Annotated in this window: 13 protein-coding genes; 8 read left to right on the forward strand and 5 right to left on the reverse strand. The window is 73.5% G+C overall.

Annotated elements, in window-relative coordinates; genetic code table 11:
* Positions 1–8: 8 nt before the first annotated feature.
* The gene (locus RF647_RS12110; protein ID WP_368811965.1) at positions 9–848 is read left to right on the forward strand and encodes a sucrase ferredoxin; all 840 of its coding nucleotides are present in this window, start codon (positions 9–11) and stop codon (positions 846–848) included.
* Positions 849–1,069: 221 nt separating this feature from the next.
* Positions 1,070–1,606 carry a ferritin gene (locus RF647_RS12115; protein WP_323633276.1) on the forward strand — a complete coding sequence of 179 codons (537 nt, stop codon included), beginning with the start codon at positions 1,070–1,072 and terminating at the stop codon, positions 1,604–1,606.
* 85 nt (positions 1,607–1,691) lie between these two features.
* Here the strand turns inward: RF647_RS12115 and RF647_RS12120 are convergent, their stop codons facing one another.
* From RF647_RS12120 to RF647_RS12130, 3 genes are read right to left on the reverse strand one after another with little or no spacing between them, the layout of a single operon-like run.
* Positions 1,692–2,765: a low specificity L-threonine aldolase gene (locus tag RF647_RS12120; RefSeq protein ID WP_368811910.1), complete on the reverse strand. Its 1,074-nt coding sequence runs from the start codon at positions 2,763–2,765 to the stop codon at positions 1,692–1,694.
* Entirely contained in the window at positions 2,762–3,445 is a 684-nt protein-coding gene (locus tag RF647_RS12125) for an SDR family NAD(P)-dependent oxidoreductase (protein ID WP_368811911.1), read from the reverse strand. The genes RF647_RS12120 and RF647_RS12125 overlap by 4 nt, the downstream gene beginning before the upstream one ends.
* Before the next feature lie 3 nt (positions 3,446–3,448).
* A complete protein-coding gene (locus RF647_RS12130; protein WP_368811912.1) occupies positions 3,449–4,888 on the reverse strand; it encodes a DUF6421 family protein in 1,440 nt (479 codons plus the stop codon).
* Between the two features lie 123 nt (positions 4,889–5,011).
* Here RF647_RS12130 and RF647_RS12135 point away from each other — a divergent pair, with 123 nt between their 5' ends.
* Both RF647_RS12135 and RF647_RS12140 read left to right on the forward strand, forming a co-directional pair.
* Positions 5,012–5,467 carry an Lrp/AsnC family transcriptional regulator gene (locus RF647_RS12135; RefSeq protein WP_368811913.1) on the forward strand — a complete coding sequence of 152 codons (456 nt, stop codon included), beginning with the start codon at positions 5,012–5,014 and terminating at the stop codon, positions 5,465–5,467.
* A gap of 104 nt (positions 5,468–5,571) precedes the next feature.
* A complete protein-coding gene (locus RF647_RS12140; protein WP_368811914.1) occupies positions 5,572–6,210 on the forward strand; it encodes a YitT family protein in 639 nt (212 codons plus the stop codon).
* 78 nt (positions 6,211–6,288) lie between these two features.
* On the opposite strand, the gene RF647_RS12145 is transcribed toward RF647_RS12140, so the two are convergent.
* A complete protein-coding gene (locus RF647_RS12145) occupies positions 6,289–6,870 on the reverse strand; it encodes a TetR/AcrR family transcriptional regulator (RefSeq protein ID WP_368811915.1) in 582 nt (193 codons plus the stop codon).
* 90 nt (positions 6,871–6,960) lie between these two features.
* Here RF647_RS12145 and RF647_RS12150 point away from each other — a divergent pair, with 90 nt between their 5' ends.
* On the forward strand, positions 6,961–8,142 hold the full coding sequence (locus tag RF647_RS12150) for an MFS transporter (RefSeq protein WP_368811916.1): 1,182 nt from the start codon (positions 6,961–6,963) through the stop codon (positions 8,140–8,142).
* Positions 8,143–8,233: 91 nt separating this feature from the next.
* On the opposite strand, the gene RF647_RS12155 is transcribed toward RF647_RS12150, so the two are convergent.
* On the reverse strand, positions 8,234–8,617 hold the full coding sequence (locus RF647_RS12155) for a hypothetical protein (RefSeq protein ID WP_368811917.1): 384 nt from the start codon (positions 8,615–8,617) through the stop codon (positions 8,234–8,236).
* 1,104 nt (positions 8,618–9,721) lie between these two features.
* On the opposite strand from RF647_RS12155, the gene RF647_RS12160 reads away from it, so the two are divergent.
* From RF647_RS12160 to RF647_RS12170, 3 genes are all read left to right on the forward strand, one after another.
* A complete protein-coding gene (locus tag RF647_RS12160) occupies positions 9,722–10,423 on the forward strand; it encodes a response regulator transcription factor (RefSeq protein ID WP_368811918.1) in 702 nt (233 codons plus the stop codon).
* Positions 10,420–11,565, forward strand: coding sequence for a sensor histidine kinase (locus tag RF647_RS12165; protein WP_368811919.1), 1,146 nt, complete (start codon positions 10,420–10,422; stop codon positions 11,563–11,565). Before RF647_RS12160 ends, RF647_RS12165 begins: the two co-directional genes overlap by 4 nt.
* Positions 11,566–11,663: 98 nt before the next feature.
* A complete protein-coding gene (locus RF647_RS12170; RefSeq protein WP_368811920.1) occupies positions 11,664–13,877 on the forward strand; it encodes a heavy metal translocating P-type ATPase in 2,214 nt (737 codons plus the stop codon).
* The last annotated feature ends 45 nt before the right edge of the window (positions 13,878–13,922 follow it).

The following is a 13,922-nucleotide window of genomic DNA, read 5'->3' on the forward strand; positions in this document are numbered from 1 at the left end:
GCGACCCGATGGCGGGCACCGCGCCGCGCGGCGCGGTGTGGGTCCTCATCGAGTACCGAGGCGCATGGCCCGTCAACGGGTTCGACGGCCTGGATCTGGAGCCCGAGGCCAAGGCCCTCGTGTTCTCCGCCGCGCAGGCAGCGCGGGCGCGAGTGCTTCTGGTCCGGCGACACGGCCGCCGCAGCCGTGAGGGCCCCAGCCGGTGGGCCGTGCTGCGCCAGGACAGCTCCGGCGCCGACCGTCAGCACTGGGGCACGTGGCACCGCGACGAGGACCTCGCGGAGATCGCCACGGCCCTCGGCGTCCCCGGTGAGATCGGCCACCCACCGGTCCTCCTGGTCTGCGCCCACGGTCAGCACGATCCCTGCTGTGCTGTGCGCGGACGGCCCGTGGGACGTGCCCTGAGCGAGCGCTGGCCGGATCTGGTCTGGGAGTGCTCGCACGTGGGCGGTGACCGGTTCGCCGCCAACGTCGTCGTGGCCCCTGACGGTGTCTACTACGGAGGACTCGACGCGGAGTCCGCCGTCACCACGGTCGAGGAGCATCTCGCCGGCCGTGTGCACGCGGAGCACCTGCGCGGGTACACCGATCTCTTCCCACCGCAGCAGGCCGCTGTCGCGGCCGCGCTCGAACGCTTCGGCCCGGCCGGCCGCCACGACTACACGGTCACCGAGTCGGTTCGCGACGGCGACCGCTGGCGCGTCCGTCTCACCGGCCGCCCACCCCGGCCGGGTCTCATCGACGTCGAACTGCGGTCCCACGCCGCCCCGCCGCATCAGCTGACCTGCCACGGACCGGCCACGAGCTCGGCCAGGGTCTACGAGCTCACCGCGGTGCGCGTCGTCTGAGGGACAGGGCGGCCGGGGGCAGGGCTCTCCGGCCGAGGACGACGCGGAGCGCCGTGTCGGGGGAGGTTTCCGGTGACCGGCCTACACCCGGCCGTGCCACCGCGCTAGGCTCGAACTCCAGACCCGAGCGACGATTCCAGCCGGCCCCGCCCCCGGCTCGCACCGGTGGAGCGGCCGGGGCGTCGTCCGCCCTGAGGACCCACCGATGCCAGGAGATCCTGATGGCCCCCGAGACCTTCGACGAGCTGCTCACCCGCCAGGTGGGCCACGAGTTCGCCGCCTCCCACCAGTACATCGCCGTGGCGGTCTGGTTCGACAGCCAGGACCTTCCCCAGCTGGCCCGGCACTTCTACCGGCAGTCCCTGGAGGAGCGCAACCACGCCATGATGATCGTCCAGTACATCCTGGACCGGGACCTGCCCCTGACCATTCCCGGGGTGGGGGAGGTGCGCAACGACTTCACCGACGTCCGTGAGCCCCTGGCCCTGGCGCTGTCCCAGGAGCAGGAGGTCACCGAGCAGATCAAGGCGCTGTTCGCCGCAGCCCGGGCCGAGGGGGACGCACTGGGGGAGCAGTTCATGCTCTGGTTCCTGAAGGAGCAGGTCGAGGAGGTCGCCTCGATGACCACCCTGGTGAACGTCGCGCGCCGGGCCGAGAACCTCTTCGACCTGGAGAACTTCGTGGCTCGGGAGCACGTCGGCGACGGCGGGCACGGCCATGGCTCGGGGGCGCCGCAGGCCGCCGGCGGGGCCGCCTGACCCGGCAGCAGTCCCCGCCGGTTTCCGGCGGCGCCCTCCGGCGGCCGCTGGCCGCGGCCTCCGGCGGCGGGCCGGGCCGGCGGGATTAGCCGACCGGGACGAGCTCTGAGCGGAGGGCGGCCAGGAAGGCGTCGACGTCCTCCGGCGTGGTGTCGAAGCTGCACACCCAGCGGACCTCGCCCTTCGCGGCGTCCCAGTCGTAGAACCGGAACCGCCGGCGGAGGCGGTCCGCGATGCCGGGGGGCAGGGTCGCGAAGACGGCGTTCACCTGGGTCTCCTGGGTGAAGGCGACGCCCGGCATCGACCCGTCGGCGATGCCCACCTCGATGCCGTCGCGGAGCCGCCGGGCCATCGCGTTCGCACGGCCCGCGTTGCGCAGGTACAGGTCTCCGGCCAGGAGCGCCAGCAGCTGGGCCGAGACGAACCGCATCTTCGAGGCCAGCTGCATCTGGTTCTTCCGCAGGTAGACCAGGCCCTGGGACGCGGCCTCGTTCAGGACCACCAGGGCCTCGGCGCCGAGGGCTCCGTTCTTGGTGCCGCCGAGGGCGAGCACGTCGACGCCGACGTCGGCGGTGAAGGCGCGCAGGGGCAGTCCCAGGGCGGCCGCCGCGTTCGAGAGCCGGGCCCCGTCCAGGTAGACGGACATGCCGTGGGCGTGCGCGTAGTCCGAGACGGCCCGGATCTCGTCCGGTGTGTACAGGGTGCCGAGCTCGGTGGACTGGGTGAGGTGGACGACGAGCGGCTGGGCGCGGTGCTCGTCCCCCCAGCCCCAGGCCTCCGCCGCGATCAGCTCGGGCGTGAGCTTCCCGTCACCCGTGGGGACGGGAAGAAGCTTGATGCCGGCGGACTTCTCGGGCGCGCCGCCCTCGTCGACGTGGATGTGCGCGGTGTCCGCGCAGATCACCGCGCCCCAGCGCGGGAGCATCGACTGGAGTCCGACGACGTTGGCGCCGGTGCCGTTGAACATCGGCCACACCGAGGCGCCCTCGCCGAAGTGCTGCACGATCACGTCCTGCAGCCGTGCCGTGTACTCGTCCTCGCCGTAGGCGATCTGGTGACCCCCGTTGGCCTCGACCAGGGCGTCCAGCACCTCCGGGTGGACCCCGGAGTAGTTGTCCGAGGCGAATCCCCTCAGCTCGGCGTCGTGGGACCTCTTCATGTGGTGCCTCGTCCTTTCTCCTGGAGTTCGATGGTCGAGTCGTTCAGTTCCGGGGCCTCGGCGTCCCAGAGACCGGCGTAGGCGTTCGCGAGCCGGTCCTCCAGGCCGGCCAGGGCCTTCACCCGGAAGATCACCGCGGCGGCGCGCAGCGGCTCGCCGGCCTCGCGGGCGCCCTTCGCATATCCCTGCGCCACCGCCCGGGTCCACGCCTCGCTCGCGGCCTTCACCGCGGCGTAGTTGGCGCCGCCCGCCAGCGGACGGTTCACCGCGGTCGAGGACACGATCGCCAGCCGGCCCGCCGGCGAGACCCGGAGGTCGTCGTCGAAGGCCCGGCTCAGGTGGCGCAGCGCGGAGAAGGAGGTCTCCAGCACGCGGTAGTCCTCCTCCGTCTGCCCGGCGAGCCCACCGCCGCCGCGCCAGCCGCCGACGAGGTGGAGGACCCCGTCGATCGACCAGCCGCGGTCGTGCAGCCGGCGGGCGAGGTCGCGTACGGCGCGCTCGTCGGCGAGGTCCACCGTCTCCGTGTGCGCCCCCAGGGCTGCGAGGGGAGCGAGCTTCTCCGCGCGGCGCCCCGTGGCGACGACGCGGGCCCCGGCCGCGGTCAGGGTCCGCGTCGCCGCCAGGCCGGACGCACTGGTGGCGCCCGCGATCAGCACGGTGCGGCCGGTCAGCTCGGTCATGACTCAATCGTCCGTGGCGCGGATGCCGGTCGTCGACGCGATGACGCTCTTCATCTTCTTCTCGAGCACCTCGAAGAACATCGACAGCGGGAACTCGTCGTCCAGCACCAGGTCCGTGTAGCCTCGCGGCGGCCCGGCCAGCACCTCACGGGGGAGCCCCTCCGCCCACACCGATGCGGGGTTCGGAGAGACCACGGAGGCGATGAGCTCGTACGCCTTCATCCAGTGCACCGTCTTCGGCCGGTCGATCGACTCCCAGTACAGCTGGTCGATGGCCTCGCCGAGCTCGACGACCGCGTCGGCGACCCGGTCCCAGTCGACGCTGAGCTCGACGTCGCGCCACTGCAGGACGTGCTTCCTGTGGAGCCAGGCGAACAGCAGCTGCCCGCCCAGCCCGTCGTAGTTGCGCACCCGCGAACCGGTGATCGCGAAACGGAAGATCCGGTCGAAGATCACCGCGTACTGCACGAGCTTCCCGTGCCGGCGGGTCTGCTCCTCGATCCCGGTGAGTTCTTCACCGGCGGCTCTGCGCGCCGTGAGCGCACGCTCGATCGTCACCGACTCCCGGAACGCCGTCAGATCGCAGCGCAGCTCCTCCAGGGAGTACAGGAAGAACGGCATCCGCTGCTTGATCATGAACGGGTCGAACGGCAGGTCGCCGCGCATGTGCGTGCGGTCGTGGATGATGTCCCACATCACGAAGGTCTTCTCGGCGAGATCCTGATCGGCGAGCAGGGCCGCGGCGTCCTCGGGCAGGTCCAGCTTCGTGATGCCGGCGGCTGCGGTGACCACGCGGCGGTAGCGTGCCGCCTCACGGTCCTGGAAGATGGCGCCCCAGGTGAACGTCGGGACCTCCCGCACGGCGACCGTCTCGGGGAACAGGACCGCGGAGTTCGAGTCGTAGCCCGGGGTGAAGTCGATCAGCCGCAGGGACACGAACAGCTTGTTGCCGTAGTGCCCGGCCTCGAGCTCGGCGATGAACTCCGGCCAGATCGCCTCGACGATCAGGGCCTCGACGTGCCGGTTCGCCGAGCCGTTCTGGGTGTGCATGGGGAACACGACGAGGTGCCGGATGCCGTCCACGCGGTGCTGCTGCGGCTGGAACTCGACGATGGAGTCGAGGAAGTCCGGCTCCCCGAAGCCGCCGTCCGCCCAGCGTGAGAAGTCGCGGGGCAGGGCCGCCAGGTACGCCGCGTCGTGCGGGAACAGCGGGGCGAGCTCGGCGATCGACGCCACGATCACCTCGACGTGCGCGCGCGCCGTCGGGTGGTCGGCGGGCTCAGCGATCGACCCGTCCTTGACCTGCAGGGCCTGCAGGGCGGTGGCCGACGACCGGAGCCGGAGCCAGGCCCGGCTCGACTCCACGGTGCCGGCATCCTCCACGACCTCGGGTTCGCCAATGATGGCCTGCACCGCCTGCACCGCCTGCAGAGACGTGGACATTGAAACCCTCCTGTCGTAGATCAACGGAAATTTTCCGGTGATGGTCATCACATACAGGAAGATTCACATTTGGTCGCGGGGCTGTCAACTCTTTCGGCGCGATCAGCTGGTAGCGTTCGGCCCATGGACGACCCCATGGATGTGCGATTGGCAACCGAGGTGTCCCACGACCCCCGCGCCACCCTCGCTCAGTTGTCCGAGCGGGTCGGCCTCTCGGTCTCGGCCGTGCAGGCGCGCCTGCGCAAGCTCGAGAGCGGCGGTGTGATCGTCGGGTACCAGGCGATCCTCGACCCCGAGGCCATCGGCAAGCCGCTCGCGGCCTTCATCGAGATCACGCCCCTCGATCCCCGCCAGCCCGACAACGCCCCCGAGCTCCTGCAGTCGATCACGGCGATCGAGGCCTGCCACTCGGTGGCCGGGGACTCCGCCTACATGCTGTTCGCCCGGGTGGCCTCGCCGAAGGCGCTCGAGACCCTCGTCAACGAGGTGCGTCACGTGGCCTCCGTGAACACCCGCACCACCGTGGTGCTGCAGACCTTCTACGAGCACCGGCCGATGCTCTCCCCTGTCGAGGCCTGACGCGCAGGCCCTGCCCTCCGGCGGGTGCGCGAGATCGTGGTGCGCGGCTGGACCGCGACGGCCCGGTGCGCAGGGAGCGCCTCGCCGGTGCGAAGATGATCCGCATGAACTGGAGTCCGCGCGCCCTGGCCCGCTCGATCGACGGGCCGGAGTCGCGCCGACTGCCCCGGCGGCTCGTGCAGCTCTGTGCCGGGCTGGTGCTCTACGGCATCACCATGGGGATGCTCGTGCGGGCGGAGCTCGGTGTCATCCCGTGGGACGTGCTGCACCAGGGGCTGTCCCGGCAGTTCGGGCTGAGCATGGGCACGGTGGTCATCGTGGTCAGCGTGCTGCTGCTCCTCCTCTGGATCCCGCTGCGCGAGCGGCCCGGGCTGGGCACCCTCAGCAACGCCGTGGTGGTCGGGCTGGTGCTCGACGCGACCCTGGCGGTGCTGCCTCCGGTCGAGTCCTTGCCGCTGCGGGTGCTGCTCGTGCTCGCCGGCGTGCTCCTCAACGCCGTGGCGACCGCCGCCTACATCGGGGTGCACCTGGGGGCGGGCCCGCGGGACGGGCTGATGACCGGCCTGGTCAGGCGCACCGGGGGATCGGTGCGCGTGGTCCGCACCTCGATCGAGGTGGCCGTGGTGCTCGCCGGGTGGGTGCTCGGCGGCACCGTGGGGCTGGGCACGGTGCTCTACGCCCTGGCCATCGGGCCGCTGGTCCAGATCCTGCTGCCCCGGCTGAGCGTCCGCCTCCACCGCTGACGCCACGGCCCGATCTGCACGCCCGCACCGAGGTGGCCTCGCCGGGATCGGGGCCCGGAGCCGCCCGCGCTGGGGGGTTCAGTCGCGGCGGTGGGCTCGGACCGCGGCGGAGGCCAGGCGCCGGCCGACCTCGATCGGTGAGCCCGGGGTGCCACGGAGGAAGGCGGCCAGGGTCCCGCCGTAGGCCAGGAGGACCTCGTCGGCCAGGTCCTGCGCGCGATGCCCGGCGAGGGGCCGGCAGAGGTGCAGGAGGCGCTCGGTGAGGAGGGCGGTGTCCGCGGCCAGGACGGCGCCGATCTCGTCCGCGGCCTCGGGAAGCTCGGTGGCCGCGGCCAGGAAGGCGCACCAGCGCGCCGGGTGGGGCTGGTCCCGCCGGTAGGAGGCCAGGGCGTCGAACACCGCGAGCAGCCGCGCCGTGTCGTCGGCGGCCGCGACCACGTGCTGGTCCCAGACCGCCCGCCAGTCCGCCAGCCGGACCCGCAGCGCCTCGGCCACCAGGGCGTCCTTGCTGCCGAAGTGCGTGTACAGGGTGGCTGCCGAGACCCCCGCCTCGCGCAGCAGCTCGTCGACGGGCGTGGCCCGGATGCCGCGGTCGAACAGCACGCGGTCGGCCGCCTGCAGCAGCCGGGTGCGCGCGGGAAGTCGCGGGACGGTGGTCACCCCACCACTGTATCGACCCCTCGTTCCAGAACGAGCGTTTTGGTGTAGCGTTACGACCGTTCTGGTCAGCGACGTGCGAGAGGGAATCCAATGCGAGCTCTGGTGGTCAGCGGGATGGCACTGATCGCGGCGACCTACGGGCTGGCGCGCTTCGGCTACGGGCTCTTCCTGCCCCGGTTCACCGAGACCTTCCAGATGGGCTCGGCCGTCTCGGGGCTCATCCAGGCCGGGAGCTTTCTCTCCTTCTGCCTCGCCGCGGTGCTCGCCTCGCGCCTCGCGACCCGCCCGCGCCTGGTCGTGGTGTGCGCAGGGGTGACGGCCACGCTGGGCACGGCAGGCGTGGCCGCCTCGCCCACCGCGGTCGTCCTCGCGGTGAGCGTGGTGCTGGCCGGGGCCGGGGCCGGATTCGCCACCCCGGGCCTGGTCACGCTCATCGAGCGCAATCTCGCACCGGCGCGCCAGGAGAGCGCCCAGACGGTCGTCAACGCCGGCACCGGGGCGGGCATCGTCGTCGCGGGCCTCCTCATGCTCCTCACGACCGACCAGTGGCGCCTGGGGTGGGCGGCCATCGCCGTCCTGGTGGCAGCGGCCACCGTGGCCACCCTCCGGGCGGACCGCTCCGCGCACCGGTCTCCGGCCGCGGAGCGGCCCGCACGGGTGCGGGTCCGTGATCTGGTGCCGCTGACCCGGCCCATCGCCGCGGCGGCGCTCGCCGGTGCCTCGAGCGCCGCGATCTGGACCTTCGGGCGCACGGCCATGGCCGAGTCCGGCACGGGCGAGGAGTCCTATTCCATCGCGGCCTGGATGGTCCTGGGGGCGTTCGGCGTGCTGGGCGCCGCCGCCGGGAAGATCGTCCAGGTCTGGAGCCTGCGGACGGCGTGGGTCTCGACCGCGGTGGCCATGGCCGGCGCGACCGTCGTCCTGGGCGCGGCGCCGGGGGCGCCTCTCGCCGCGTTCGTCTCCGCGGCCGTGTTCGGGGCCGGCTACACCGCCCTGTCCGGCGTCCTCATCGTCTGGGCCGCGCGGGTGGTTCCCGATCGCGTGTCCGAGGGCACCGCCGTGCTGTTCATCGCCCTCGCCGTCGGTCAGGCGGCCGGCTCGGTCCTCCTGGGCGTCCTGTTCGATCCCGCCGCCCCGGTCCTGGCCTTCGCCGTGGCCGGTGCGCTCGGGGTCCTCGCGGTGCTGCCGGCCCTGAGCGGCCGGTCCGGGGCGCGGTCCTCCCGCGCCACCCCGGTGCCGCACCCCGCGGTGTCCTGCAGCCCGCGGGCCTGATCCAGCGCACGCGGGCCACCACGACGGGCACCGGGCCGCTCGATCCCTGTCCGTCCGGCGAAGCCCACGAGCCGGCCGTCCGGCGGATCCGTCATGGTGCGGGGAGCGGGATGACGGTGCGGTACTTGCCGCCGGTGCTCTGCTGCGGTGCCTCCGGAGCCCGTTCGACGGCGACGTGCCCCAGGCCCAGGTCGCCGAGCAGACCGGTGACGCCGCTCAGCACGGCGGCCCACGCCTGCTCGGGGTCCTCGCCGGCCGCCGGGAGCAGCCGGACCCGCAGGCCGGCGGGGGCGGTCTGTGCGAGCTGGAACAGCTCCACGCCCGGGACGCTTTCGATGACGGTCCCCATAGCGAGCGGGGGGACCGCGACCAGGCCCCGCCCGTCGTCGTCGGGGAAGGTGAGGACGTCCGAGGCCCGGCCCTGCACGCGCAGGGCCGGGGCCGGGTTCCTGCAGCCGCACGGTTCCGGCTTCATCAGGACCCGGTCGCCGACGTCGTAGCGGATGATCGGCTGGACCCGGCTGGACCCGGTTGGCCAGGTTCGTCATCGGCACCGTGTGCGAGACGGTCCCGGGCGGGACGGGACGGTGCTCGGCGTCGACCGGTTCGAGGACGACCCAGTCCTCGACCGGGTGCAGCCAGCCCCGGGCGCATCTCGAGGCCGCGTAGCCGATCTCGGTGCACCCGTAGACCTCCCGCACGGGCGCCCCGAAGGCCCGCTCGATCCGGGTGCGCTCGTCCGGCGGCAGGCCCTCGGCGGTGCTGAGCACCAGCACCGGGCGCAGGCGCAGCCGCCCGGCCTCCTGCTCGGAGGCCAGCAGGCGCAGCACACTGGCGTAGGCGCCGAGCATGAGCGGGCCGAAAGCGTTCAGCTCGGTCACCAGCTCGGGCAGCGGCCGGTGGATCGAGAGGATCCTGAGCCGGCGGTGGCGCCGCGGTCGCTCCCGCATCTCCCGGGTGCTGGTGGCCACGGCCAGGAAGTGCCCGCCGGTGGCCACGACCGCGGCGAACCGGCCCCCGCGCACCGTGAGCCGCACCAGGTCCCGCCCGGACAGCCAGCCCGCGGACAGCCGGGCCATCATCCCCGAGGTCACCGCCCGGTACCGGTCGTCGAGCACGAAGAGACCCCGGGTGCCGGTGGTGCCGGCGGTGGTGGCCACCAGGTACCTCCCGGCGAACCGCTCCCCGACCCCGGGCCGGGTCCGCCACGAACTCCTGGACCGCCGCCAGGGTCACGGCCGGGTCCGTGGCGACCTCGTCGAAGTGGGCCATCAGCTGCCGCTTGTCCGTCACCGGCAGGGAGGTGACGTCCTCGACCCGCTCCGGCAGGCCCTGGTGGAGCCGCCGGTAGTAGGCGGAGTGCTCCCGTGCGAAGGCCACGAGCTCGGCCAGCCGCTCCCGCTGCCGCCGGCGGAGCGCCTCCGGACCCTCCCGGTGGGCCCGGCGGGCGTCCCACCACACCCAGGTCGCGCCGGTCCCCCGGGCGCCCGCCGCCGCGGTCCGTGAAGGTTTGGCGAAGATTCCCGCGCTGACCGTCCCCGGGCGCCGCCGCGCCGCGGCGGGGGAGGACACTGAAGTCATGAATCCTGGCACTGACGCGGCGGCCGGGCGGGTGCTGGTGGTGGACGACGAGAAGCCCCTGGCGCAGATGGTCGCCACCTACCTGGCCCGCGGCGGCTACGAGGTCGCCACCGTCCACACCGGCCCCGACGCCGTGGAGGCCGCCCGCGACCGGAGCCCGGACGTGGTGGTGCTGGACCTGGGGCTGCCCGGGATGGACGGCATCGAGGTGTGCCGCAGGATCCGGGGCTTCTCCGAGTGCTACGTGCTGATGCTCACCGCCCGCGGGGACGAGGAGGACAAGCTGGCCGGGCTGGCGGCCGGGGCCGACGACTACATCACGAAGCCCTTCAGCGTCCGCGAGCTCGTCGCCCGGGTGGCCGCGGTCCTGCGCCGGCCCCGCACCACGGTGGCCCCGGTCGAGCCCGCCCGGGAGTTCGGCGAGCTGACCGTCGACCTCGCGGCCCACGAGGCGCGGGTGGGCGGGGAGGCGGTGGCGCTGACCCGCACCGAGTTCGAGCTGCTGGCCGCCCTGACGGCCCGGCCGCACGAGGCGCTGACCCGCCGCCGGCTCATCGACACCGTGTGGGGCCCCTCCTGGGTGGGCGACGAGCGGATCGTGGACGTGCACATCGGGCACCTGCGCCGGAAGCTCGGGGAGGACCAGGCCGCCTTCGTCGACACCGTGCGCGGGGTCGGCTACCGGATGGTGGCCCGATGACCCGACGACGACGCCCCCGCGGCCTGGCCTCCCGTTTCTTCCTGGCCCAGGCCATCGTGGTGGCCGCCAGCATCCTCGCCGCCGTGGTGGTCGCGTCCCTGGCCGGACCGGCGATCTTCCACGAGCACCTGATCATGGCCGGGCACGCCGAGAACTCCCCCGAGCTGCTCCACGTGGAGCGGGCCTACCGGGACGCCGGGCTCATCGTCCTGGGGGTGGCCCTGGGCACCGCGCTGGTCTGCGCCGCGGCGGTGACCTGGCTCTTCACCCGCCGCCTCCGGCGGCCCCTCGCCGCGCTCACCGAGGCGGCCCGGGGCATGTCCCGCGGCCGCTACGACACCCGGGTCCCGGCCCTCGGCGCCGGCGTCGAGGTGGACGCGGTGGCGGCCTCGTTCAACACCATGGCCGAGCGGCTGGAGCGCACCGAGGAGCTCCGGCGGCGGATGCTCTCGGACCTGGCCCACGAGATGCGCACCCCGATCTCCGTGCTCACCGTCTACTGCGAGGCGCTGCAGGACGGGGTGGCGCAGTGGGACGAGGCCACCGGCGAGCTCGTGACCGACCAGCTCGGACGCCTCACCCGGTTGGTCGAGGACATCCACGACGTCTCCCGGGCCGAGGAGGGCCGGATCGACCTGGACCGCGCCTCGCAGCCGGCCGGCGACCTGGCCCGCTCCGCCGCGGAGGCCCACCGGGAGGCGTACGCCGCCAAGGGCGTGCGGCTCGTCCTGGACGTCGACGACGACGCCGGGGTGGTGGACGTGGACCGGCAGCGGATGGGGCAGGTGCTGGGCAACCTGCTCACCAACGCCCTGCGCCACACGCCGCCCGGCGGGCAGGTCTCCCTCGGCGTCGCCCGGCGGGGTCCGGGGCAGGTGGCCGTCACCGTCGCCGACACCGGCGACGGCATCGCCGCCGAGCACCTGCCCCGGGTGTTCGAGCGCTTCTGGCGCGGGGACAGCGCCCGGGGCCGCGACCACGGCGGCTCCGGGATCGGCCTGACCATCTCCCGGGCCCTGGTCGAGGCCCATGGCGGGACGCTGACCGTCACGTCCCCCGGGCCCGGCGCCGGGACGGCCTTCACCGTGGAGCTGCCCTCCCGTCAGCGGGCGGGACCGGCGCCGGCCGGGATCAGCCGATGACAGCTCTTGTCTTATACCCCCTGGGGGTATATACCTGGAAGGAGCAGGACCACCTCGGTCCCCACCGAGCGGACACCAGTTCTCGCAGGAGGAAGATCATGAGCTCCCCGCACCAGGACCACGGCCGCCCCGCCGCCCCGGAGCAGTCCGCGGACGCCCACGGCCACGAGCAGCACGCCGATGCCGACACCCACGGGCAGGCCATGCCGCACGCCCACGCCCACTCGGCGGTGGACGAGGACCACCAAGTCCACACCCACGGCGAGCACGCCGGGCACTCCACGGCGATGTTCAGGAACAAGTTCTGGCTCAGTCTTGTGCTGGCGATCCCCGTGGTGCTCTTCAGTCCGATGGTCGGGCACCTGCTGGGCTACTCCGTCCCCGAGTTCCCCGGCTCCGCCTGGATCCCCCCGGTGTTGGGCACCGTGATCTTCGTCTACGGCGGGGCCCCGTTCCTGAAGGGCGGACTCACCGAGCTGAAGAGCCGGCAGCCGGGGATGATGCTGCTGATCGCCATGGCCATCACCGTCGCCTTCGTCGCCTCCTGGGTCACCACCCTGGGGATCGGCGGGTTCGACCTCGACTTCTGGTGGGAGCTGGCCCTGCTGGTGGTCATCATGCTGCTGGGCCACTGGATGGAGATGCGCGCCCTCGGGGCGGCGTCCTCCGCCCTGGACGCCCTGGCCGCGCTGCTGCCCGACGAGGCCGAGAAGGTCGTCGACGGCGACACCGTCACCGTGCCCGTCGCCGAGCTGGCCGTGGGCGACGTCGTGCTCATCCGCCCCGGGGCCCGGGTCCCGGCCGACGGGGAGATCGTCGCGGGGACGGCCGAGTTCGACGAGTCCATGATCACCGGCGAGTCCAAGGCCGTCAGCCGGGCACCCGGCGACACGGTGGTCGCCGGGACCGTGGCCACCGACACCACCGTGCGCGTGCGGGTGGAGGCCGTCGGAGCCGACACCGCCCTGGCCGGGATCCAGCGGATGGTCGCGGCCGCCCAGGAGTCCTCCTCCCGGGCCCAGGCCCTGGCCGACCGTGCCGCCGCGCTGCTGTTCTGGTTCGCCCTGGCCGCCGGCATCCTCACCGCCGCCGCCTGGACGCTGCTGGGCAGCCCGGACGACGCGGTGATCCGCACCGTGACCGTGCTGGTCATCGCCTGCCCGCACGCCCTGGGCCTGGCGATCCCGCTGGTCATCGCGATCTCCACCGAGCGCGCGGCGAAGGCCGGGGTGCTGATCAAGGACCGGCTGGCCCTGGAGCGGATGCGCACCATCGACGTGGTGCTCTTCGACAAGACCGGCACCCTCACCGAGGGCGCCCACGCCGTGACCGGCGCCGCCCCGGTCCCCGGCACCTCGAAGGGCGAGCTCCTGGCGCTGGCGGCGGCGGCCGAGGCCGACAGCGAGCACCCCGTGGCCCGCGCCATCGTCACCGCGGCCACCCAGGACCCCGAGGCGCAGCGGCTGGGCCTGCGCGGCACCGACCTCCGGTCGGCCACCGGCCGCGGCGTCCGCGCCACGGTCGACGGCGCCAAGATCACGGTCGGCGGACCCAACATGCTGCGCGAGCTCGGCCTGTCCACGCCGGCGACGATCGCCGGGACCACCCGTGAGTGGGTGGCGCGCGGCGCCGGGGTGCTCCACGTCCTCCGGGACGGAGCGGTCATCGGTGCCCTGGCCCTGGAGGACAAGGTCCGTCCCGAGTCCCGCGCCGCCGTGGCCGCCCTGCAGGACAGGGGGGTGCGCGTGGCCATGATCACCGGCGACGCCCGCCAGGTCGCCGAGGCCGTGGGCGCCGAGCTGGGCATCGACGAGGTCTTCGCCGAGGTCCTCCCGCAGGACAAGGACACCAAGGTCGTCGAGCTCCAGTCCCGGGGAATGACCGTGGCGATGGTCGGCGACGGCGTCAACGACGCCCCCGCCCTGGCCCGGGCCGAGGTCGGCATCGCCATCGGCGCCGGCACCGACGTGGCCATGGAGTCGGCCGGGGTGGTCCTGGCCGGCAACGACCCCCGGTCCGTGCTGTCGATGATCGAGCTGTCGCGGGCCAGCTACCGGAAGATGATCCAGAACCTGGTCTGGGCCGCCGGCTACAACGTGGCCGCCGTGCCCCTGGCCGCCGGGGTGCTCGCCCCGATCGGGATCGTGCTGTCCCCGGCCGTGGGTGCGGTGCTGATGTCGGTGTCCACCATCGTGGTGGCGCTCAACGCCCAGCTGCTGCGCCGCCTCGACCTCGCCCCGGCCCATCTGGCCGCCGTCGGCACCGAGGGCCGCCGGGCCCCCGAGCAGGCCGGCACCGTCCCCGCCCGCTGAGCCCCCCTGCCCCCCGAGACCCAACCCCCGAGACCCAACCCCCCG

Source organism: Kocuria sp. CPCC 205263 (assembly GCF_040981075.1).
GTDB classification, from domain to species: Bacteria; Actinomycetota; Actinomycetes; order Actinomycetales; family Micrococcaceae; genus Kocuria; species Kocuria rosea.

Excerpts from the sequence above, each read along its gene's own strand:
- RF647_RS12170 (WP_368811920.1), top strand. The coding sequence starts at position 11,664 with ATGAGCTCCCCGCACCAGGACCACGGCCGCCCCGCCGCCCCGGAGCAG.
- RF647_RS12125 (WP_368811911.1), bottom strand. The coding sequence starts at position 3,445 with ATGACCGAGCTGACCGGCCGCACCGTGCTGATCGCGGGCGCCACCAGT.
- RF647_RS12135 (WP_368811913.1), top strand. The coding sequence starts at position 5,012 with ATGGACGACCCCATGGATGTGCGATTGGCAACCGAGGTGTCCCACGAC.
- RF647_RS12120 (WP_368811910.1), bottom strand. The coding sequence starts at position 2,765 with ATGAAGAGGTCCCACGACGCCGAGCTGAGGGGATTCGCCTCGGACAAC.
- RF647_RS12165 (WP_368811919.1), top strand. The coding sequence starts at position 10,420 with ATGACCCGACGACGACGCCCCCGCGGCCTGGCCTCCCGTTTCTTCCTG.
- RF647_RS12160 (WP_368811918.1), top strand. The coding sequence starts at position 9,722 with ATGAATCCTGGCACTGACGCGGCGGCCGGGCGGGTGCTGGTGGTGGAC.
- RF647_RS12110 (WP_368811965.1), top strand. The coding sequence starts at position 9 with ATGGCGGGCACCGCGCCGCGCGGCGCGGTGTGGGTCCTCATCGAGTAC.
- RF647_RS12130 (WP_368811912.1), bottom strand. The coding sequence starts at position 4,888 with ATGTCCACGTCTCTGCAGGCGGTGCAGGCGGTGCAGGCCATCATTGGC.
- RF647_RS12155 (WP_368811917.1), bottom strand. The coding sequence starts at position 8,617 with ATGAAGCCGGAACCGTGCGGCTGCAGGAACCCGGCCCCGGCCCTGCGC.
- RF647_RS12140 (WP_368811914.1), top strand. The coding sequence starts at position 5,572 with ATGAACTGGAGTCCGCGCGCCCTGGCCCGCTCGATCGACGGGCCGGAG.
- RF647_RS12115 (WP_323633276.1), top strand. The coding sequence starts at position 1,070 with ATGGCCCCCGAGACCTTCGACGAGCTGCTCACCCGCCAGGTGGGCCAC.
- RF647_RS12150 (WP_368811916.1), top strand. The coding sequence starts at position 6,961 with ATGCGAGCTCTGGTGGTCAGCGGGATGGCACTGATCGCGGCGACCTAC.